We start from the raw sequence: 21,272 nt of genomic DNA, 5'->3' as shown, positions 1-21,272 counted from the left end.
GGGGGGCACCCGCCCGCGGGTGGCCCGGGGGGCGGGGGGGGCGCCCCCGCGGGGCCGGCGGCGGCGCCCGCGTCCTGCCTCAGCAGCCGCAGGTGTAGAAGAGGATGTCCCAGTGGCTGCCCTCCTTGGTGTAGAGGTTGCCGGAGGGCGCCCGGTACTGGTAGCCGAAGCCGGAGATGTAGCCGACGTAGGTGTAGTGCGCCGAGATGTAGTTCTGGATGCAGGTGCTCAGCGCGATGTCCAGCTTGTAGCCGTTCCAGTGGCTGTAGGTGCCGCTGGTGTGCCCGACCTCGGTGCCGGCGGTGATCGTGACGGCGCAGCCGCTGGCGCGTTTGAAGGTGATGATTCCGTCGATGGTGGCCTGCCGGACGCCGTCGAACGAGGTGCAGGTGGAGACGTAGCGGTCGCTGCAGTTGCCGCTGGAGGTCCAGGAGATGCCGGCGGCGCTCAGCTGCGACGTGGCGCTGGAGTGGCTGATGGCGAAGGCCGGACTGGCCAGCCCGAGCGCGGCCCCGATCGTGGCCGCGACAGCGACCAGCAGGGTGAGCAGGCGGCGGCGCAGGGGGGAGCGGGTGGACGACATGGCTCTCTCCGTTCGCGTGGGGAATCTATGCGATGGGAAAGGCCGACCTTGAAAGTTTTCTACCAGACATCGATAGACATGACTAGTAGGAGCTGGTGCCGCCCTGCCGGCGCGCTATCCGGTGGGGGTCGCGGCGAGTTCGGTGCAGCCACGCAGGTCCGCGTACTCCCGGAGGACGCGTGCCGCGTCGTCGCCGCGCGCGAGCTGGGGCTGGCCGGTGCGGCGGGAGATCAGCGCCGGCACCAGCTCCGTCTTCACGATCTCCGCGCCGCGCAGGGTGACCCGCAGGATCCCCGTGTCGTTGCTGTACGCGTCGTCGCGCCACCACAGGAAGTTGCCCAGCCCGTACTGGACGAAGGTCCGGTCGATCCAGCCGTCACCGAGCAGCAGGTGCGCGTGGGTGCCGACGACGAGGGAGGCGCCCGCCTGGGCCATCTCACCCGCGAACGCGCGCGCGTCGGCGGGTGGGCAGCTGTCCCCCTCCGTGCCCCAGTGGACGTACACGACGACCACGTCGGCCTGCTGGCGCGCGGCGCGTACCGCGGCGACCGCCCGGGTCAGGTCCCTCGTCATCGCGATGCCGGCACGGTCGTCGGTGGCCCGCCACTGCGACCACAGTTCGTCGACCTGGCTGAAGGCGAGGAAGGCGATCCGCGTTCCGCCGATCCGGGTCGTCCACGGCGCGTACGCCGCCGCCGCGTCGGCGCCCGCCCCGACGGTCGGCATCCCGGCGGCCCTCGCCGCGTCCACGGTGTCGGACAGTCCGACCCGTCCGTAGTCCAGCGTGTGGTTGTTCGCGATCGACACGACGTCGACCCCGGCCGCCTTCACCGCGTCGTACGCGCCCGCCGGAGCCCGGAAGAGGAACTGCTTCGGCTCCGGGGTGCCGCGCGTGGTGACCGCGGTCTCCAGGTTCACCATCGTCAGGTCCGCGGCGGACAGCGCCGACGAGATCGACCCGAACGCGGTCGCCGGATCGTCCAGCAGAGCCGCCGTACGGCCGGCGAAGTGCACGTCGCCCGCGAAGGCCAACGTGACCTCGGCCGGCCCGGCCCGCGACGGGGACGCCGTCGCCGCCGCGGCGGAGCGGGCCGGCTCACCGGCCGGCGGTGCGGACCCGACCCGGCATGCGGTCAGCGCCACGGTCAGGGTCGTCGCCAGCGCGACGAGGGATCGTGCCCGTCTCACCCAGGCAGCGTACGGCGCAGCGCCTGCCCCGGCGCCGACTTGACGAAGTTGCTCAAGCGCCTTGGCTTGGGGGAGCCGCCAGAGAATCAAGCGGGACGCTCAGGGAAGCTGCAGCTCGGCCAGTGCACGCTCAGCTTCGACCCGTACCGCCACCTGGTGCTCGCTGTCGACGTCAACCGTGGCGGCGAGCACGTGACGCAGCGCCTCCCGGTACGCGATGTCCCACGCGTGTTCCGCATCGCACGACTGGTCCGGCTTCACGCCAGTGCCTTCCCAATTCGTGCCGGTCACGGGATTTATCGAGCGGGCGCACGGCACGCGGACGTCGACATGCGGACTCACCTGGTAGGTGTCCGACGGGTGCGCCCCGCCGCGAGTGGTCTCGCCGATCAGCGTCGCCCGACCCTGCGCCTGCAGGTTGTAGCAGATCTCCTCACCGGCGGAGAACGTCTGCGCGCTGGTCAGCACAAGGACCGGCCGGTCGAGGTAACGCGGAGCGGGAAGGTGAGGCAGCGTCCAGAACTGGCGAGTGCGCCGGGTCGTGCCGTCGTAGATGTCGTTGAGGTGCACCGGCTTGTCAGGCAGGAAGTAACTGCAGAACAGGGCCACCGAATCCGGCGTCCCGCCACTGTTGCGGCGCATATCCAAGATCAGCGCGTGCGTGTGCGCGACGAGCTGCATCGCCGCCGCGTACGCCGACGCGGTCCAGGCCGGATCGCCCACGCCGCGCATCTCGATCAGCCCGACGTTACCCGGGAGGCGCTCGACCCTGTGGATGCCCTCGGCGTTGAGTCGGTACCGCTCCCGTCGCGCTGCCACCTCACCGGCGTCGTCGTCAGCCCGATCCCAGGCGGGCCGGGCCCGCTCGTGCCAGATCAGACGCAGGTGACGGTCGGGGCAAACCGATTGCAGATCGTCGGTGAGCGTGGTGCACAACTGCGGACCCGGGAGCCCGTCGTACCGGCCATCGTCGAGACGCCGCCGCACGACCGTTGCCATCTCGGCGGCTCGTTCGGGGAAGACGTAGTGGGCAGTGATGCGGTCCAAGACCCCGGAAACCGTGTCCGCGTTGCTCATCGGCGGGCAAGCTACCGGCCAGCAGCGGGGAGCTGCAAAGGATTTCTGCAGTCGAGTCACGCGCCAAGAGGGTTCGAGATCCGTGTACCCATCGCCCCCGCGCCGGCTGACAGGATGGACTCATGTGGGGCAAGGGTTGGTTTGCTCAGGCGTCCGTCATCGTCGCGGTGGTCCTGTCCGCAACGGCATGCACGCCTGCCCGGGACGTGGGTCAGCGTGACGGTCCGCGGCCCGCATCGGCGTCTGCCACCTCGGCCAGCACCGGCGCCGGTGCGCCGCCCGCGACGTCCACAGACTCGGGTCAGGTGACGTGTGCGGATTCCATCGCCGTCTCGCCTCAGCCACCCGACGGGTACCGGATCGTCCTGGGGGATGCGGCGGTGCCGACCGGGAGAGTGCTCCAGGTGGCGGAATCGGGGGAGGCAGACCCCGCCGCACGGTGGTTCGCCAAGTGGGGATTGGTGGTGCGGGCAGGCACAGAAGTCGACCTCCTGGTCGCACCCGGCTGGGAGGACCGGGCCCGCATCGCTTGGGGTCCCTCAGCGGCGCCCGCCGCGACCGCGCACGTGAGCGCCTGCGCGCCTGCCGCCGGCAAGGGTCAGTGGCTGACCTTCGCCGGCGGGACCTGGGTCGCGCGGGCGGCCTGCGTTCCGCTGCTCGTCCGTTCAGGTGGGCGACAGGCCGAGGTACGTCTGGCGGTCGGCGCGCCCTGCGACGACGCCGACCGTCCTTAGCGCCACCCCCGACGGCACACGGAGGCCGGGCCGACTCCGCCCGGCCTCGGGTCCTGGTCGCGTACGCCACCGCGAGCAGATCACGGACCGCGAGCGATGTGGACGGCTCCCAGCCCACCGTGCGGTTAGATGTCCCGGTGGGCGGTGACTACGAGCGCGAGCGTGCCCGAAAGATACGGATGGCGAGCGGGAACCTCGGCCGCGCCATGCACCTGATGAGAAGCCGTGACCCGCAGGCGGCGGAGGACGGGTTCGCGCTGGTGCGGGACATGGCGGGCCAACACGTCGACGAACTCATCGACGCGTTCGACCGCGAGACCGACCACGGCGTGCGGTGTTGGCTGTTGGAACTGATCGGGGACGCGCGTTCAACCCGGGCGTTCGACCTGCTGGCTACGGAACTGCTGAGCGACGACGAGTCCATCAGCTCCTGGGCGGAACGGGGCCTGCGACTGCTGGACACCAGAGAGGCTCGACGGTTGCTGTGGCAGCGGAAAAGAGAACGCCGGGATGGTCCGGACCGCTGATGGACAGGAACCGCCGGCTGCCCGAGGGTGTGTCCATGACGACCGACAGAGCCCGGCTGGGCGCCGTGGCTCTCCTGGGGATCTCCGCCGTGGTCGGGGCCACTGCGGCGCTGTCCACCCTCGGGTTCGTGAGCGAGTACGGCACCAGGAGCGGGTCCTGGACCAGGGGAGCGGTGGACGGTCTCGAGTTCGCCGTCGTGCCGCTGCTGCTGACCGGCGCCCTGGCCGCAGCCGCCTTCGGGCTGGCCCGGCGCTCCGCGCTCCTACGGGTTCTGGCGGTGGCCGCGGCTCTCCTAACCGTTGGCGGTGTGCTGGTTGCCGGGGCACGAGGTGCCGTGGCCCGGTACGACCAACTGCCACGGCTGCCATCCTGTGACGGCGCGCAGACCGCCGGCTCGCCGGCGGAGCCGGTGGTCCACGCGGTGCAGGCGGCCTTCGCCGGCATCGCGCATCCCTGGCGCTTCTCGGGCGCCGAGAGCACCGGAATGCACGGGTGCGGCACGACTCTGCTGAACGTGTCGTTCGACGACGCGGCGGCGCACTACCGTGCCGAGCTACCCGCCGTCGGCTGGGTCGTCACTCACGACGACTCCTGGCTGACGGCCCACCGGGACGGGCTGATGTTCGTCCTCGCCGAGTCCCGGTGTGGAAACGTGGCGATCACGATCAAGCCTGCGGAGGCACTCATGTCTCCCGAGGTCTGCTGACCGGTGGAGGTTTCCTCCGCACCAGCATGGCGGAGTGGACGCAATGCGAAACCGACCGACGTGCCGCGCCGCCATGCCACGACGTTGTATGCTCCCTCGCGATGATGACCTCTCTCGGTAGATTGGGGGTCCCGTCCGCGCAAGGTGAGTGCTGATGCACTCCCGGGCCGCGAACGCGGATTCTCGCCTTTCATTCTGGCTGCGCGTGCGCGAGTTCGCCGTGCCGCCCTCCATGATCGATTCTGCGACTGCTCGTCGCCATGTCGGGGACTGGGCCGGGGCGTGCGCCGCCGCCAGCGTCGACGTCGACTTCGGTCTACGTTCCGTTGCTCGTACCCATGGCCGGGAACTCGCGGCCCGGGTCCGGGCCGACCTGCGCCATCTGGCTCCCGACCTGCTGCGCTGGCACCTGCCGCGGATCGCTCCCGACGGGCTGCTGCGTCCTGGCCTGACCGTCGCGCTGGCCCGGTACGACCCGGCGGACCACGACGGCGACCGCACCGTGCACCTCGTGGCCCGGACCGCACCCGCGTGGGCAGATGCCGGTCAGCGGCTCAGCCTGGCGCTGTGGGACGGATCCCGCTCCGGGGACCGATCCTGTCCTCACCCGCACCCCCGACCCGACCGCCGGTTCCGCCTAGACCTGCACCGCCACCTCTGGGACGCGCGCAGAGCCGACGAGCTGCGGGCCCGGTCGGGCGCGGATCGGCTGCCCGGCGACGGGCGTCCTGCGGTGGACCTTGAACCGTTCGGGGCGGCGCTGCGGGGGCGCGGATGCGCGGTGGACCGGTGGGCGGCCGAGGCGGCGCTCCTGCTCCGCGCCGAGGGGCGGACCAGCGGCCGCGTCGCTGTGCGGCTGGGTGCCCGGAACCGGCTGGTCCTCGACGTCACCACAGGCGGGGAAGGCCGGTGGCCCGAGGCGCGGATCGCGCCGTCGGCGACGGGCTCGGATGCCACGCTGCCGGTGCTGCCCGACGCGGCGACATGGGTGCTGCCCGACCTGGACCTGCTTCGCGCCGGGCTGATCGATGCCGATCGGCTGCATCCGCTGGTGGCGTCGGCACTGGTGCCCGACCGTCCGGCGGCGACAGCGCCGACGGCTCCGGACCAGCCGGGACAGCCGCGCATCGTGGAGTGTCGGGGAGCCCGGCACCGGATCGGCCTGGTCGACGGGGTGCTGGTGCCGCTCGACCACGACCCGGCCGAGATCCGCCGGGAGGAACTGCTGGCCGCGCTGACCGGTACCCCGCTCGCCTGCCTGCGCGCGATCGACGAGGCGCACCGCACCCCGGAGTGCCTCGCCGACGTCCGCGCACGCCTGGACCACGGCGACACCGCCGGTGCGCTCGCCGTGGTCGAGGCCCTGCTCGGGCCCGACGCCCTGCTGCGCAGCGGCGACCTGCGCGACGAACTGGAAACGGCCGCCCTGCGGCGGGTCACGTACGGACTGTTCAGGGCAGGACTCGTCGGTTCCGGACCGGGCCCCGCCCGCGCGGACTGTCGCCGTACCCGTGACCACCGCTCGCACCCGCGCCACGCGGCGCGCCGCTGACCACCGGGCCGGTCCCACCCGACGGCCCTCCACGTACCCGCCACCACTCCCACAGGTGATTGAAGATGTCTGCATTGACCTCGTACGTGTCCACCGATGCCCCTATCGAGCCGACCCACGCTCCTCAGCTCGATGTCGCCGCCGAACTGCTCGCGCTGCTCGGCGCCACCACCACCGAACCCCGCCCCGACACCCAGCTGGAGGCCCTGACGCTGGCCGTGGCCGCGGACCTGCCCGTGCTGCTGTGGGGCGAGCCGGGGATCGGCAAGACCGCCGCCCTGACGCAGCTCGCCGCGACGCTGGACCTGCCGCTGACAACCGTTGTCGCCAGCGTCCACGAACCGTCCGACTTCTCGGGACTGCCGATCGTCGGCGACGACCCGGCGGCGCAGGGCGTCCCGATGGCCCCGCCGGACTGGGCCGTGCGCCTGGTGCGGGCCGGCCGGGGGCTGCTGTTCCTGGACGAGCTGTCCACCGCGCCGCCGGCCGTCCAGGCGGCCCTGCTCCGCCTCGTGCTCGAGCGGCGCATCGGCACCCTGCGGCTGCCGCCCGGGGTCCGGATCGTGGCCGCCGCCAATCCGCGTTCCTCGGCGGCCGACGGCTGGGAGCTGAGCGCGCCCCTGGCCAACCGGTTCGTCCACCTCCAGTGGGCCCACGACAACGACGTCGTCGTACGCGGCCTCGGTGGGATCTGGCCCCGAGCGGCGCTGCCCCGGCTCGACCCGGCGCTGTTGTCGGAGGCCGTCACCTTCGCCCGCCGCGCCGTGTGCGGGTTCCTGACCGCCCGCCCGGGGCTGGTGCATCGGCTGCCGAGCAACGAAGGCCGCCGGGGTGGTCCCTGGCCGTCGCCCCGCAGCTGGGACATGACCCTGCGCCTGGTCGCCTTCGCCACCGCGGCGGGCGTCTCGCGGGACGTGCTGTCGTTGCTGGTCAGAGGCACCGTCGGGGACGGCCCGGGGCTGGAGCTACTGGCCAGCATGGATCGGATGGACCTGCCGGCCCCCGAGGCGCTGCTGGCCGACCCGGCGGCCGCCGTCCTGCCCGAGCGGGGAGACCTCCGCCAGGCCGTGCTGGACGGCGTGGTGGAGGCGGTCCGCCGGCGTCCGGAGAAGGCTCGCTGGGACGCGGCGTGGGCGCTGTTGGTGCGGGCGCTGGAAACCGGAGCCCCGGACCTGGTGGTGGTTCCCGCCACCACACTCGCCGCCCTGCGCCAGGAGGATTGGGACGTCCCGGCGTTGGTCGAGCGGCTCGCCGGGGTGGTGTCGGTGTCCCGGCGCGCAGACCAGGCGGCGGCCCGGGTCGTGGCGGCGGCGGGGAGCAGCCGATGACCCCCGAGCGCACGCTGGACCTCGGAAAGCTCTTCGCCGCGCGGCTGCACGCCGCCCGGGTCCGGCCCTATTTGGCGACGGCGTTGTTCGCCCTGCACGTGGTGGAGTCGCGGCGGGTGCCGACGATGGCGGTGGACCCGCACTGGCGGTGCTACGTCTCGCCCGTCTTCGTGGACCGTACCCCGGTGGAGGAACTCGCCGGGGTGTGGGTGCACGAGGTCTCGCACCTGCTGCGTGACCACCACGGGCGTGGTGACCGGGTGGCGCGGGAACGGGGGCTGGTCGGGCCGGGGGAGCGGCTGCGGATGAACATCGCCGCGGATTTCGAGATCAACGACGACGTGTTCGGTGAGGGGTTGGCCCGACCCGAAGGCGCCGTCGAGCCGGGGTTGTTGGGGCTGCCCGAGGGGGAGCTGATGGAGGACTACCTGCGGCAGTTCGGGCTCGGGCCGCGTACGCAGGGGCTGGTCTGGCTGGACTGCGGCAGCGGCGCCGACGGGCTGGATCGGGAGTGGGACCTGGGGCCGGACGGCGCGCACGGCCTCAGCACGCAGGAACGGGACCTGGTGCGGTTCCGGGTGGCGCAGGGCATCATGGGCCGGCCCGGGGACGTCCCGCAGGGCTGGCGGAGGTGGGCGGAGAAGGCGCTGCACCCGCCGCAACCGTGGCGGGAACTGCTGGGGGCGGCGGTCCGCTCGGCCGCCTCCGCCGCCGGTGCCGGCGAGGACTACACCTACGGCCGGCCGTCGCGGCGCTCCGCCGGGGTGCCCGGCGCGATCCTGCCGAGCCTGCGACGCAGGCCCCCTCGGGTGTGCGTGGTCATCGACACGTCCGGGTCGGTGAGCGACGCCGAACTGGGCAGCGCCCTGCTTGAGGTCACCGCGATCTCCCACGCCGTGGGCGGCCGGCGCGACCTGGTCAGCGTGCTTCCGTGCGACGCCGCGGCCCAGGTCGTGCATCCGCTGTGCCGCGCCGAGGACATTCCGCTGCTGGGCGGCGGAGGGACGGATCTGCGTACGGGCTTCGCCCGGGCGCTGCGCGCCCGGCCCCGACCGGACGTCGTCGTGGTCCTGACCGACGGGCAGACGCCCTGGCCGGCGAGGCGACCACCGTGTCGGACGGTGGTGGGACTGTTTCCCCGGCATGGGCCGGCCCGGTCGTGGCACGAGGACGACCCCGACTACGTGCCCGACTCGCCGCCCACTTGGGCGCGAGTGGTCGACATCGGCTCCGGCGCCCGGTGAGTCCACCGGGGTGACGGGGCCGACCTGCCGGCGACCCCGCCCCTGACCTACCGGCCTCTCATGGCACCGGTTGCGGCGGGGGAGGGCCCACGTAGCGCGAGTCCGGCCGGATGATCTTCGAGTCCTCGGCCTGCTCCAGCACGTTCGCGCACCACCCGATGACGCGGCTGGTGGCGAAGGTGGGCGTGAACATCTCCCGGGGCAGCCCGCACAGGTGCATGACGACGCCGGCGTAGTACTCCACGTTGGTGTGCAGTTCCCGGCCGGGCTTCAGCTCCGCCAGCAACGACAGGACCCGCTCCTCGACGGCCACGGCGAAGTCCACCAGCGGCCCGCCGAGGTCCTGGGCGATCCCCTTGAGCATGCGGGACCGCGGGTCCTCCGTGCGGTAGATCGGGTGCCCGAAGCCCATGATCCGCTCGCCACCGAGGATGCGTTCGCGCAGCCACGGGTCGGCTCGGTCGATCGTGCCGATGGCGTCGAGGGTGTCCAGGGCCCGGCTGGGGGCACCGCCGTGCAGGGGGCCGGAGAGCGCGCCGAGGGCGCCGCCGACGCAGGCGTAGAGGTCGGCGCCGGTGGAGGCGATGACGCGGGCGGTGAAGGTCGACGCGTTGAAGCCGTGGTCGACGGTGGCGATCAGGTAGCGCTCGATCGCCCGGGCGTGACGTTCGGACGGCTCCTCGCCGGTGATCATGTACAGGTAGTTCGCCGCGTGGGACAGGTCGTCGCGCGACCCGATCGGCTCCAGACCCGCTCGCAGGCGGTACAACGCCGCCAGCAGCCCGGGCGTCAGCGCGCAGAGTGCCATGGCCTGCGCCCGCCGTTCGGCGGGCGACGTGTCGTACAACGGGCGGGCTCCGGCGGCGAGGCCGGCGACGGCCAGCGCGGCGCGCAGGCCGCCCATCGGGTCCGGCGACGTCGACGCCGCGGCGATGTCGGGCAGCGCGGCGGCGACCGCGGGCGGGATGCGGCGCAACGGCACGATCTCCTCGTGCAGCGCCTTGGTCTCGACGGGCAGGGAGCCGTCGATGAGCAGCGCCCAGACGTCCTCCAGCGTCCGGCGCTCGGCGAGGTCGATGGCGGAGTACTGCCGGTAGTGGTAGAAGCCCTCGGTGCCGCGGACGTGGCCGACGGTGGTGTCGGTGACCACGACGCCGGCGAGCCCGCGGGGAGCGGTGATGGTGTCAGCCATGCGGGCAGCGTCATGCCGGCGGCCGGAGCCAGTCAACATTGATCCAGTCAACGTGAGACCATGGCCACATGGCCGAGGAGCAACTGCTGACGACCGCCGAGGTGGCCCATCGCCTGCGCATCAAGCCGGAGACGATCTACGCGTACGTCAGCCGGGGGCTGCTCGCCAGGGTCAGGGTTCCTGGCGAGCGGACCAGCCGCTTCCGGCTGGCCGACGTCGAGCGGCTGGCCGCCCGCACCCAGGCGACCCGGCCGGAACGCGATGCCGCGCCGGCGATGCGGACCGCCACCACGTTGATCGCGTACGGGCGGCTGCACTACCGGGGACTGGATGCCGCGAAGCTCGCGCCCGTGACGCCGTTCGAGGAGATCGCCCGGTGGCTCTGGACCGGCGAGCGGCGCCGGGAGCCCTTCGCGACGTCCGCCGAGACCGTCGAGACGGCGCGGCGGGCGAGCAGTCACCTGCCGGCCCAGGCCCGGCTCTTCGACCGGCTGCCGGTGATCGTCGCCGTGGCGGCCGCGATGGACCCGCTGCGCTTCGACCTGGCGCCCGCCACCGTGACGGCGCTCGCGCCCGCGCTGCTGTCCAGCATGGTCGACGCGCTGCCCCTCGCGGGCGAGGCGCCCGCCGACGACGCCCTCGCGACCCGCCTGTGGCCGCGGCTGACGGGCACGCCGGCCTCCACCGCGGGGCTCCGGGCGCTGAACGCCGCCCTCGTCCTGCTCGCCGACCACGACCTGGCCGCGTCGACCATCGCCGTACGCGTGGCGGCGTCGACCCGGGCGAACCCCTACGCGGCGGTGCTGGCGGGGCTCGGCGCGCTGGACGGGCCGATGCACGGGGCCGTCGGCAGCAGCGTCCACCGGATGATCGAGGTGGCGCTGCGGGACGGGGCACCGGCCGCGATCGCCGAGTGGCTGCGGACCGGCGCGCTGCCCGGGTTCGGGCACTCGCTGTACCCGGACGGCGACCCGCGCGGAGCCGCCCTGCTCGATCTCGTCGCGGAGCTGCCGACCGGGGGCGAACTGCGGCGGGCCGTCGACGACCTGATCGCCACGGCGGCGCGGCGGGGCGCCCTGCCCAACGTCGACCTCGCCGTCGCCGCGTTGGCGCACGCGACCGGCATGGGCCCGGGCGCGGCGGAGGTGATCTTCGCGGTCGCCCGGACGGCGGGCTGGATCGCGCACGTCGTCGAGGAGTACGCGCAGCCGAGCAACCGGTTCCGGTGGAGTAGCGGCTACACCGGGCCGTCACCGGAGTCGGCGTGAACTCCGACGTGCGGCAGCGTCCTGGCCCCCGCACGTCACGAAAGTCGAGTCCCCTCCGACGCCGACAGGGTGGCCGCCCGGTGGGGTGGCCACCCTGCGCGGGACCGATTCCCGCGGTCTCGGTCGCGGCCCGGGGCGATCCGGATGGTCGCTCAGACGGCCCTGCGAAGACCGGCGAACTGCAGGGCGGTGTAGCCGGCGACCACGACCGCCTGCACGATCACCAGCGCGGTACCCAGGCCGGTCAGCGGGAACCAACCGGCGACGAGCACCATCACGCTCGCCGCCACCCAGGCGACGTTGGCACCCATCACCACACCCACGGCGGCCCTGCTCACCACGGGCCGGGAGGCGAGAAACAACAGGGCGGCCGCGTAGGCCACCAGGAACGCCCCGGCCGGGTAGAGGAAGCCGGCGGGAAGGCCGAACATCTCCCCGAAGATCACGGCGGCGGCGACGTACACGACCCCGTTGCCGCCGGAGCCGATCGCGTCCTGCTTGAGGGCGAAACGGAGCAGCTTGGTGTCGGCGACGGTCTGGGCCGGACTGGTGACGGTGGTCATGTCGGAGTTCCGTTCGTAGTCGTGACGTGCGTGCGAGCACGACGCTACGGAGATCCACCCCGAGCCGAATCAGTCATCGTGACGGTAGGTTCCTGACCGTGCTGCACGGACGAGCCGGGGAACAGGCGGACATCGAACGGCTGCTGGCGGAGGCCAGAACCGGCAGGAGCGGGGTGCTGGTCATCCGCGGCCCGGCGGGAATCGGCAAGTCGGCGCTCCTGGACCATGCCGCCGAACGGGCGGAGGGCATGCGGGTGCTACGCGGCGTCGGTGTCCAGTCCGAGGCCACGTTGCCCTTCGCCGCACTCCACCTGCTCCTGCGTGCCGGGCTCGACCGGATCCCCGCACTGCCTGACGCACAGGCCGCCACGCTCCGCGGTGCCCTCGGGTTGGGTGACCCCGCCCCGGAGAACCGGTTCCTGGTCGGGTTGGCCACGCTGAGCCTCCTCGCCGACCTCGCCGGCGACGGCGCGCTGCTCTGCCTCGTCGACGACGCACAGTGGTTCGACCAGGCCTCCGCCGACGCGCTGCTGTTCGCCGCCCGCCGCCTCGAGGCCGAAGGCGTCGTCATGATCTTCGCCGCGCGCGCGGGATTTCCGGCCGCGGGGCTGCCCGAACTCCGGCTGGGCGGGCTGGACGACGCGGCCGCTGCCGCCCTGCTTCCCCCCGACCTTCCACCGCAGGTGCGGGAGCGCCTCATCGAGGAGTCCGGCGGCAACCCCCTGGCGCTCGTCGAACTGCCCGCCGCGCTCACCGCCGAACAGCGGGCGGGACGACTGCCGCCGGTGGGCGCGATGCCGGTCGTCGACCGGGTCCAGGAAGCCTTCCACGCACGGATAGCCGCGCTCGCCGAGCCTGCCCGGACCGCGCTGCTGATCGCGGCGGCGGACGGCTCGGGTGAGCTCGACACCCTGGTGGGTGCGGGCGCCTCCCTCCACGGCCTCGAGGAGGCCGAGCGGAGCCGGCTGATCGAGATCAGGGGCGCGACCGTGGGATTCCGCCATCCCCTGATCAGGGCCGCCGCCTACCAGAGCGCGCCGGTGACCCGGCGCCTCGCCGTACATCGAGCCCTCGCCGACGCCCTCACCCGCTCGGCCGCCGTCGACGCGGCCGACCGGCGGACGTGGCACCTGGCCGCCGCCACGCTCGGCCCTGACGAGGACGTCGCCCGGGAGCTGGAGAATACGGCGGAACGGGCACGTACGCGGGGCGGCCACGCCGCGATCGCGACCGCCTACGAGCGGGCCGCCGAACTCACCGCCGACCCGGTGCGACGATCCGAACGGCTGGCCGCCGCCGCGCTGGCCGCCAGTGACGCGGGTCTGACGGGTCGCGCTGCCGCGCTCGCCGACCGGGCGACGCCTGAGGTGGACGACCCGGACATGATCGCCGCGCTGGTCCAGGTACGCGCGCATCGGGAGTTCGAGTTGGGCACACCGCTCGCGGCGGGCCGGATCCTCCTGGACAACGTCCCCCGCGTGGCCGCCCGCTCCACCGAGCGGGCCACCTGGTTGCTGGTGGAGGCCATCCGCTGCGCCTGGTTCGCCGGTGACACCCGACTGGCGGAGGAGGCCGCGGCGAGTCTCCGCGCGCTTCCCGAGATCGGGTCACCGCTGGTCGGTGCGGCGCTCGGGCTCAGCCGCCTGTTGGGCGGTGACATCGGTGGCGGGATCACGCTCATGGGCGAGGCCGTCGACGCACACCCGGGTGCGGGGCTGGGGGTGCCGGGACTGACCTTCACCGCCGCTGTCTGCCTTCCGCTGGGCCGCACCGCCGTCTGCGAGGAGATCACCGGCCGCGTCGTGGCGGACTGCCAGCAGAACGGGATGATCGGCTGGCTCGCCTTCGCGCTCAACGACCACGGACTCGCGCAGGGGTGGCTCGGCCGGTACGGCGAGGCCATGACGTCCCTCAACGCGGGCCTGCGGCTGGCGGCGGATCTGGGCCACGAGCCTCGGGTCAGCCACCTCACGTGTTCGCTCGCCTGGGTGCTCGCGCAGCAGGGGAACGTCGACGAGTGCCGCGCGAAGGCCGAGGAGGGCATAGCGGGAGCCGGCGAGCAGGGACTGGTCCTCGCGGCGGACATCGGACGCTGGGCACTCGGCATGCTGGAACTCGGCCTGGGTCGTCCGGCCGCCGCCCTCCGGCAGTTGGCGGCCATCCCCTCGGCAGGGATCGCTCTCCTCAGCGCCGCGGATCAGGTGGAGGCAGCCGTCCGCAGCGGCGAGGCCGAGCGGGCGAAGGAGCCGCTCGCCCGGTGTCTGGCCTGGGCCCGGCACGTCCGCCAGCCGTCGTCGGACGCGATCGCACTGCGGTGCCGGGCCCTCGTCGAGGAGAACGAGGCACACTTCGCGCACGCCGTGCGGCTTCACCAGCAGGACGTTCAGCCGTACCAGCAGGCGAGGACGCAGCTCGCCTACGGCGAGTGGCTGCGGCGGGCACGGCGGCGGGCGGATGCCCGTACGCAACTGCGCGACGCGCTGGACACCTTCGACCGGCTCGGTGCGCGGCTGTGGGCCGAGCGGGCTCGCGCGGAGCTGCGCGCGACGGGGGACGTGCCGGCGGCGCCCCGCAAGGCCGACGATCCGCTCAGCGTGCTGACTCCCCAGGAACGCCAGGTCGTGCGGCTGGCAGCCACCGGCGCTTCCAACCGTGACATCGCCGCCCGGCTCTTCCTCAGCCCGCGGACCGTCGGCTACCACCTCTACAAGGCGTTTCCCAAGCTGGGTATCACCTCGCGGGCCCAACTGGCTTCCATCGCCGGGTCGTCGTCGGCGCGGAGTTGAGGGTCCCGGCAACAGGCTCCCGCCAGGATCGTCCAACGTACGCCGGCAATGACGCAATTCATGCCGATGGTCGGCCGACGGCCGCGAGCGTCGACTGGTCGCCGTACGCCGTCGTCAGCCCATCGGCGACGGTTCGGCGTAGCGACGGGATCCTGTTCTGCGCCGGTGCCGGCCGTCAGACCTGTGGTTCGTCGGCGCCTTCGGCGGCCGGGCCGCCCTGGTCGCCGCAGCCGTCGTCGAGGTGCTGTCCGAAGAAGCGCTGGCTCGCCGCGACGAGTTCCTCGTACTCGGTCTGGCTGTCGGCGTGCGGGAAGTGCCCAGCGGTCAGCACGTGCAGCTCGCGCGGCCCGGCCAGGCCGTTGTGCACGGCGAACTGGCCCGGCGGCGGCACGGCGGGGTCGAAGAGGGCGGGCGCGACCAGGGTCGGGATGCGCAGCCTCGTCGCGGCCGTGGCGGCGTCGAAGTATCGCAGGACCTGCGTCACGTCGGGGTGTTCACGGTGGTAGGCGCGGACGGACTCACCGCTGCCCACACAGGGGAGGGTGAGCCGCAGCGGGTGGTTGCCGAAGGTGGGCACGGTCAAGCGGGCTGCGGCGAAGCGGTCGTCCCAGGGGAGGGCCAGGGCGCCGAGGCCGCCGCCGAAGCTCTCGCCGAGATAGCCGAGGCGCGGGCCAGCGGGCAGGTCGAGGCTCGGCACCAGGTGCAACAGCGCCGACGCGGCGCACCACAGGTCGGCGACGCAGTCCCCGATGACGTACCGGTCACGCGAGTCGATGCCGTGCAGCACGTGCCCGTCGGCGTGGTCGGGTACGCCCGGCAGCAGGCTGCGCGCGCCCATGCCGCGTACGCAGGGAAGGATCGCCGCCGATCGGGGCAACGGCAGCGGCACCGAGGGGCCCGGCTCCTGACGGCCGCCGTACCCGTGGCCGATGACGAACCCGTGCTCGACGCCGCTGGCGGTCGGCCCCGCCGACTCGGCAGGCAGCACGAGCCAACCACCGATGCGGACGCCGCCCACGGAAGAGTAGGTCACTCCGAAGATTCGTACGCCGTCGCGTTCCTCTTCCAGGGGACCGATGGCGGGCTCCGTCGCGACCCGCCGCGCGGCGTCGTATCGGGAGCGCCAGAACTCGTCGAAGTCGGCGGGTGCGGCTGGCGCCGGGATGCGGAGCAACTGGTCGAGGCGGTGACCGTAGCTCGGGTCGAAGGGGAAGTCGTGCGCGAACCGAACGGCGGCACGTTGGCGGGCGTCGGTGTGCCGGACGCCGTCCGGTACGTGCGGTAGCGCCGGGTCGATGTCGATGTTCTGGCGTTCGTGCCGCAACAGGTCTCCGTCCAGATTGCAACCTCTGGTGAATTGGCCCGCCGCGATCCGGCGGGCCAATCCACCACACCGCCTACCGGGTCGCGTCCGGTCGGCGGGCCGGCCTACCTGCCCGGTTCGGACTACTTCTTGGGCAGCGGGAAGCGGGCCAGATCCATGCCGTGCATGCCCCAGGTCGCCTTGCCGTCCGGGGTGAAGTGGAACGAGGGGTTGTTGTACCAGCCGCGCGGCACGTTGTCGTACAGCGTGGTCACCGCGCCGCCCGGGACGGTCGGCAGCTCGCAGATGTCGAGGGTCCAGTGCACCCAGGAGAACACCCGGCCGTCGACCCCGTTGAACTGCCCGTACCCGCCGAGGTCGCCCTCCATCACGATGGTGCGGGTGTGCAGGTCGTAGGCGAACCAGGCGCCGCGCGGTCGCCGGCCCATGGCGTAGAGCAGGTTGCCCACCACGTGCAGGCTCTCGTACGACTGCCAGTCCGGCTTGATCTCCTCGCGCCACAGCAGCGTACGGGTGACGATGTCCACGGCCGCCACCTGCGCGACCTTGCGGATCGGGCCGGTGGCGCCCTCGCCGTAGGTGTCGCCGGCGATGTAGGCGGTGGTGCCCTGCACCACCACGTCCATGACGCTCTGCTCGGGCAGGAACTCGCGGTGCGAGTCGAAGGTGTTGGTGGCCAGGTCGACGAAGGTCAGCGCGCCGGTGTGCTTGGTGGTCTGCGGGCTGGACGCCACGACGAGCTGGTTGCGCGGCCGGTCCACGAAGATGCGCTTGGTGCGCAGCTGTTCGTTGCCGAGCAGGCCCAGCACCTTGATCTGGTAGTTGTCCGGGTCGACCGCCACGATCTGGGTGCTCGGGTACAGGCCCGCGTAGACCACGCCGGCCTGGCCCTCGGCCATCGCCTTGACCTCGCCGTTGATGTCGAACCGGTCGTTGGTGCCGGCCTCGGTGCGGTGCACCGTCATCGCGTAGTGGCCGCCGACCCAGATCGTGCCCCGGGTGTGCCGCATCATCGACTGGATGGTCTCCGGGTAGCCGAAGCCCCGGGTGGCGGTCTGCCACACGCTGGCCGTGCCGCCCGGCGTCGTCTTCCACACGTGCCCCAGCCCGCTGACGCCGAGCAGGGCGCCGCCGGGCAGCGGGGCGAGGAGCGCGTTCTCCACGTCGGCGAGGGGCTGGCCGACCTTCACCAGGCCGTCGGCGGTGACCTCGTACAGGTTGGTGGTGAGCCGGGTCAGCGCGTACACCTTGCCGTCGCTGCCGACGGTGACCTGGTCGACGTAGCGGTCCTCGGCGGGGATGTCCCGCGAGACCCGGTTGGAGCCGTCGCGGTGGAAGGAGATCAGCTGCCGGCCGCTGGCCACGTAGACGACACCGTCGGAGACCGTCATGTCGAGGATGCCGACCGGGGAGGAGCTGAGGTGCGGGGTCAGGTTGGTGGGCGCGCCGCCGGCCTTCGGCCAGGCCAGCAGCGTGCCGGGAGCGGCCGACCCGCCGTAGACGTACTCGTCGTCGACCGCCACGGCCGCCGCGTACTGCGAGGTGGAGATGCGGCCGTACGTCTCGACGGTCGCGTCGGCCAGGCGGATCCGCTTGACGGTGCAGTCCGGGTACGTGCCGATGTAGAGGTGCTCGCCGTGCACGACCATGTCGTAGTACCAGGTGGTGCTTCCTCCGGCGTGCGCCCAGGCCACCAGCTCCTTGGTCTGCGGGTCGAACCGGTAGACGTACGCGCTGCCGGCGGGGCCGATGTAGACGTACCGGCCGTCGGCGGCGAGCTTCTGCCCGCCGTTGCTCGGGATGGTGAGGTCGTCGATGCTGCGCGTCTCGCCGGTGTTGACGTCGAACTCGCCCAGCCGCATCTTCCCCTCGGGCGTGTTGAACCGGGAGGTGATGAAGACGCTGTCGCCGATGACGGCGGCCCCCCGGACGGCAGCGGTCAAAGAGGCAGGACCGAAACTCGTCGGCGTGAGCTCCTGGTCGCCCTGGGCCATGGCCGGGCCGGCCACCGCCCCGTGGCCGACTGCCAGTGCGGCGCCGGTGAGGGCGCTACTCGCGAGGAGCGAACGACGGCTGAGGGGCATGGTGGGCTCCGTTCGTCTATGTCATTACGGCCCGGACCCTAATCACGGTGCTGGGGGCCGTCAAGGATCTGTCCGCGCCGTCGGGCGGCAGGGCGCCGACCGGGGGCGACAACCCGGCACAACCGGCCCGAATCGCTGCGCTACCCGCCGACGCGCGACCGGTCCGCAGGTCGATGACCACGACGGCGCCGGGCGCGACCGAACGGCCGTCGCCGTCCTCGGCCACGGTGGGCGTCACCGCGCCACGGCCAGGATGGGCCGCAGGACCCGCTCGTAGGCATCGCAGTAACGGACCATCCCGAGGTCGCTGGGGTGCGATCCGTCCACCTCGCCCTCTCCGTCGTCGCCAACCAGGTTGTCGCCTTCGAGACGGAACAGATGCTTGACGCCGGAGGTGCGCAGGTTCATGTACGCGGCGTGCAGGGCGGCGCGGCTGCCGGCGTGCCGCTGCCGGGACGACTCGACGAAGGTGGCGTTCGCGTAGGTCCGATCCTCGACGAGCAGGATCGGGGTGTCAGGTCGTGCGTCGCGGAGCAGGCGAACGAGCGGCTCGGTACGCTCTGCAACCATGGCCGGAGTCATGTTGGGAAGACAGTCGATCACATAGACCGACGCGTCGATTTCAGTCATCAGTTCGCCGACTGGCAGATCCATCGTGCCGTTGCCGGAAAAGCCGAGATTGATCGTCGGGCAGTCGAGGCGCCGGCCGAGGATCGCGGTGATCGACATGCCGGGGCGCGACGAAACCCCGCCCTGCATGATGGAGGTTCCGTAGAAGACCACAGGCCGTTCGGTGCGCGGTTGCACTCCTTGGAAGGAGGCACCCGGATCCACGCCGATCTGGAGAAACTCGACGCCGTTGTAGAGCGGAAGGTAGGCAGTGTAGAGCCGGCGACCAGGGTCGACCCCGCTCACGAGACGCTGCTCCACAAGCTGCGTCGCCGGTTTCGTCCCAGCGAGCCAGCGGTCGACACCCGAGCTGGTTCGCCCGTAGACGTCCAAGCCGCTCATCCCGGTCGCGGGCATGTGGAACATGTCCAGTGCTGACGAGTCCAAGCGGTAACGGGCGTGGAAAACAGTCGAGTCGGTCTCGAATCGGGTCAACATCCCGGCGGAGTCACGGCTCAGATCCCACACCGCCGATCGGACCGTTGATCTCGCTCTGGCGGGAAGGCGGTCATAGAAGCGCTCCGTGTCCTGCCAGCCCTTGCCCTCCACGCCCCATTGGGCGACGTCGTACCAGGCGATTCCGTTCTCAATGGTGGGAGTTGCATCAATCGTGGTGAGTGTTGAATGGCTGGCGGCTGTTCGAGTCTGCGTGGCGGATGGTGGGGCAGCTTGACCATGGGCTGGCTGGTTGAGCACGGCGGGTGCGACCAGCGTCGCGCCCCCGACCCCGGCCAGATGGAAAAGCCGCCTGCGGCTGATCGATGGTTGCGCCATCTTGGCTCCTCTGCGGCTGTTGCGCCCGAAGGCACCGGTTACGGCACGCTAGGCCGGCACTCCCGGCGAGTGAAGGGCATGGATGCCATCGAGGCGATGAGCGGGCGGTGGCGGGCGGCAAGCGGCGCCTTGCCGAAGTCGAGTGGTAGGCGACGCGCGGCGAGCGACCACGCCCGGTGGGGCCGCCACCCACAACACGCCGTCATGGGCACGTCGTAGATCACTCCCGTGGTGGCACAAGCGGGGGCACCGGACGCCGGAACGGCCGCACGATCGTCGATCGGGCGGCCGTTCCGCTTCCACTGTTCGATTTCCGCACGTCGAACCTTCCGGCCGGCCGTAGGTGTCGGCTAGGGTCCCGCTCACGTGCGGTCGTCGTGCGGGCCACGGGACGAACTCGCGAGGACATCCAGGTCCGGTTTCTGATCATCCGCGGTGCGGTCAGCCGGCGGCGGGGCGCCCCGATCGACGGTTCGCCACCTGGTGACGGTCAGCAACAGGAACGCGCCGGCGGTGACGACTACCGTGCCATGGAACAGGGCGACCACCGGCATCGGGGAGGCCCGCTCCAGCACGAGCCCGCTGGCCAGCATGCCGACTGCGAAGCCGAGCGTCTCAGCCGTCGCGGAGATCCCGAACAGATGCCCACGTACCTGCGCGGGCGCGGCCTGCAGGCGGGTGGAGTACGCCAGTTCGGTGCACCCGTCCGCGAACCCGGCGACCAGCGCCACCAGGATCAGTAGCGGCACAGGCGGTCCAGTGAACGCCGCCACGAACGCCAGTGACATCACACAGGCAGCCACGGCGAACGTCCGCTCATCCAGTGACCGGCCGGTACGCTTCAGCCACAACGAGACCATCTGGTGCGTCAGCAGCGTGCCGAAGGCCCAGGCGGCCCAGAACTGGCTGAGCAGCGCCGCCGGGTTGCCCGGGTTCACGACATTCGCGAAGACCGGCAGGGCTACGTTGTGCGACGCGGATCCCCAGGCGTCCACACCGCGTAACGCCACCATGCCCGCGAGGACAGGCGACCCGGCGAGCAGCATCCGGACGGCGCCCAGCCCGGCCCGTTCGCGAACGGACTTCCGCGCCGTCGACGCGGCAACGGCATTGCGGAACGACAGCGGCAGACAGGCCAGGACGACCGCGGAGACGAGGAAGCTTCCGGCGTTGACCGCGAAGGCGGGAAGGAACCCGAACTCGCCGATGATCGGGCCGGCCGAGGCGAAGCCGAGCACCGTCGCCGCTGACCTTCCCGTCAGCAGATACCCGTTGCCCCGTAACCGCTCCGCGTCGCCCACCAGCTCTGGCACGCTCGTCCGCAGCGCCACGTTGAAGATCGTGTTGCCGCTGCCGAGGACCACGGCCACGGCGTAGAGGAGCTGCGGGTGCCCGGCTGCCGGCACGGCCAGCAGCGCGATCATCGCGAGGGCCTGTGCGACGTCGGTGACGATCATGACGGTTCTGGGGTCGAAGCGGGTGACCAGGCCGCCAGCCACCGGCGCTACGACGAAACCGGCGGCGAGCCGGGTCGCCATCAACAGCCCGGTCTGCAGCGCGCTACCCGTCAGGTGATACACGTACAGGTTGAGGGCGACGAGGTTGAGAAAGTTGCCGAACGTCGAGACCGAGTAGCCAACGACGAAGACGGTGAACAGCCGCATCGTCCGTC

The 21,272-nt window shown here is 72.1% G+C and carries 16 protein-coding genes; 7 read left to right on the top strand and 9 right to left on the bottom strand.

Annotated elements, in window-relative coordinates; all coding sequences use genetic code 11:
* Positions 1-79: 79 nt before the first annotated feature.
* The 3 genes from ABT006_RS30815 to ABT006_RS30805 form a co-directional block, all read right to left on the bottom strand.
* Entirely contained in the window at positions 80-583 is a 504-nt protein-coding gene (locus tag ABT006_RS30815) for a hypothetical protein (protein ID WP_350711986.1), read from the bottom strand.
* A gap of 114 nt (positions 584-697) precedes the next feature.
* Positions 698-1,771, bottom strand: a complete 1,074-nt coding sequence (locus ABT006_RS30810; protein WP_350711985.1) for a CapA family protein — start codon at positions 1,769-1,771, stop codon at positions 698-700.
* Between the two features lie 99 nt (positions 1,772-1,870).
* Positions 1,871-2,848: a S41 family peptidase gene (locus tag ABT006_RS30805; protein ID WP_350711984.1), complete on the bottom strand. Its 978-nt coding sequence runs from the start codon at positions 2,846-2,848 to the stop codon at positions 1,871-1,873.
* 871 nt (positions 2,849-3,719) lie between these two features.
* On the opposite strand from ABT006_RS30805, the gene ABT006_RS30800 reads away from it, so the two are divergent.
* From ABT006_RS30800 to ABT006_RS30780, 5 genes are all read left to right on the top strand, one after another.
* Positions 3,720-4,109 (top strand): HEAT repeat domain-containing protein, encoded by a 390-nt coding sequence (locus ABT006_RS30800; protein ID WP_350711983.1) that lies wholly within the window; start codon positions 3,720-3,722, stop codon positions 4,107-4,109.
* A 35-nt stretch (positions 4,110-4,144) separates the two neighbouring features.
* Positions 4,145-4,816 (top strand): hypothetical protein, encoded by a 672-nt coding sequence (locus ABT006_RS30795; RefSeq protein WP_350711982.1) that lies wholly within the window; start codon positions 4,145-4,147, stop codon positions 4,814-4,816.
* Between the two features lie 154 nt (positions 4,817-4,970).
* Positions 4,971-6,368: a hypothetical protein gene (locus ABT006_RS30790; RefSeq protein WP_350711981.1), complete on the top strand. Its 1,398-nt coding sequence runs from the start codon at positions 4,971-4,973 to the stop codon at positions 6,366-6,368.
* A gap of 65 nt (positions 6,369-6,433) precedes the next feature.
* A complete protein-coding gene (locus ABT006_RS30785; protein WP_350711980.1) occupies positions 6,434-7,696 on the top strand; it encodes an AAA family ATPase in 1,263 nt (420 codons plus the stop codon).
* Complete coding sequence (locus tag ABT006_RS30780) at positions 7,693-8,940, top strand: vWA domain-containing protein (protein WP_350711979.1); 1,248 nt, start codon at positions 7,693-7,695, stop codon at positions 8,938-8,940. Before ABT006_RS30785 ends, ABT006_RS30780 begins: the two co-directional genes overlap by 4 nt.
* Positions 8,941-8,998: 58 nt before the next feature.
* Here the strand turns inward: ABT006_RS30780 and ABT006_RS30775 are convergent, their stop codons facing one another.
* Positions 8,999-10,132 carry a citrate synthase gene (locus ABT006_RS30775; protein ID WP_350711978.1) on the bottom strand — a complete coding sequence of 378 codons (1,134 nt, stop codon included), beginning with the start codon at positions 10,130-10,132 and terminating at the stop codon, positions 8,999-9,001.
* A gap of 68 nt (positions 10,133-10,200) precedes the next feature.
* Between ABT006_RS30775 and ABT006_RS30770 the strand changes: the two genes are divergently transcribed.
* Positions 10,201-11,400, top strand: coding sequence for a citrate/2-methylcitrate synthase (locus ABT006_RS30770; RefSeq protein ID WP_350711977.1), 1,200 nt, complete (start codon positions 10,201-10,203; stop codon positions 11,398-11,400).
* 152 nt (positions 11,401-11,552) lie between these two features.
* Here ABT006_RS30770 and ABT006_RS30765 read toward each other — a convergent pair whose 3' ends face one another.
* Complete coding sequence (locus ABT006_RS30765) at positions 11,553-11,963, bottom strand: hypothetical protein (protein ID WP_350711976.1); 411 nt, start codon at positions 11,961-11,963, stop codon at positions 11,553-11,555.
* A 98-nt stretch (positions 11,964-12,061) separates the two neighbouring features.
* On the opposite strand from ABT006_RS30765, the gene ABT006_RS30760 reads away from it, so the two are divergent.
* Positions 12,062-14,749: an AAA family ATPase gene (locus tag ABT006_RS30760; protein WP_350711975.1), complete on the top strand. Its 2,688-nt coding sequence runs from the start codon at positions 12,062-12,064 to the stop codon at positions 14,747-14,749.
* A 175-nt stretch (positions 14,750-14,924) separates the two neighbouring features.
* On the opposite strand, the gene ABT006_RS30755 is transcribed toward ABT006_RS30760, so the two are convergent.
* From ABT006_RS30755 to ABT006_RS30740, 4 genes are all read right to left on the bottom strand, one after another.
* On the bottom strand, positions 14,925-16,073 hold the full coding sequence (locus ABT006_RS30755; protein WP_350711974.1) for an acetylxylan esterase: 1,149 nt from the start codon (positions 16,071-16,073) through the stop codon (positions 14,925-14,927).
* A 122-nt stretch (positions 16,074-16,195) separates the two neighbouring features.
* A complete protein-coding gene (locus ABT006_RS30750; protein ID WP_350711973.1) occupies positions 16,196-18,157 on the bottom strand; it encodes a YncE family protein in 1,962 nt (653 codons plus the stop codon).
* Positions 18,158-18,391: 234 nt separating this feature from the next.
* The gene (locus ABT006_RS30745; protein WP_350711972.1) at positions 18,392-19,600 is read right to left on the bottom strand and encodes an SGNH/GDSL hydrolase family protein; all 1,209 of its coding nucleotides are present in this window, start codon (positions 19,598-19,600) and stop codon (positions 18,392-18,394) included.
* Positions 19,601-19,962: 362 nt separating this feature from the next.
* Entirely contained in the window at positions 19,963-21,264 is a 1,302-nt protein-coding gene (locus ABT006_RS30740; protein ID WP_350711971.1) for an MFS transporter, read from the bottom strand.
* Positions 21,265-21,272: the final 8 nt, after the last annotated feature.

Origin of the sequence: Micromonospora sp. NPDC002717 (assembly GCF_040295705.1) — a bacterium.
GTDB lineage: Bacteria > Actinomycetota > Actinomycetes > Mycobacteriales > Micromonosporaceae > Micromonospora.
This window is presented reverse-complemented; position numbering and strand designations above follow the sequence as displayed.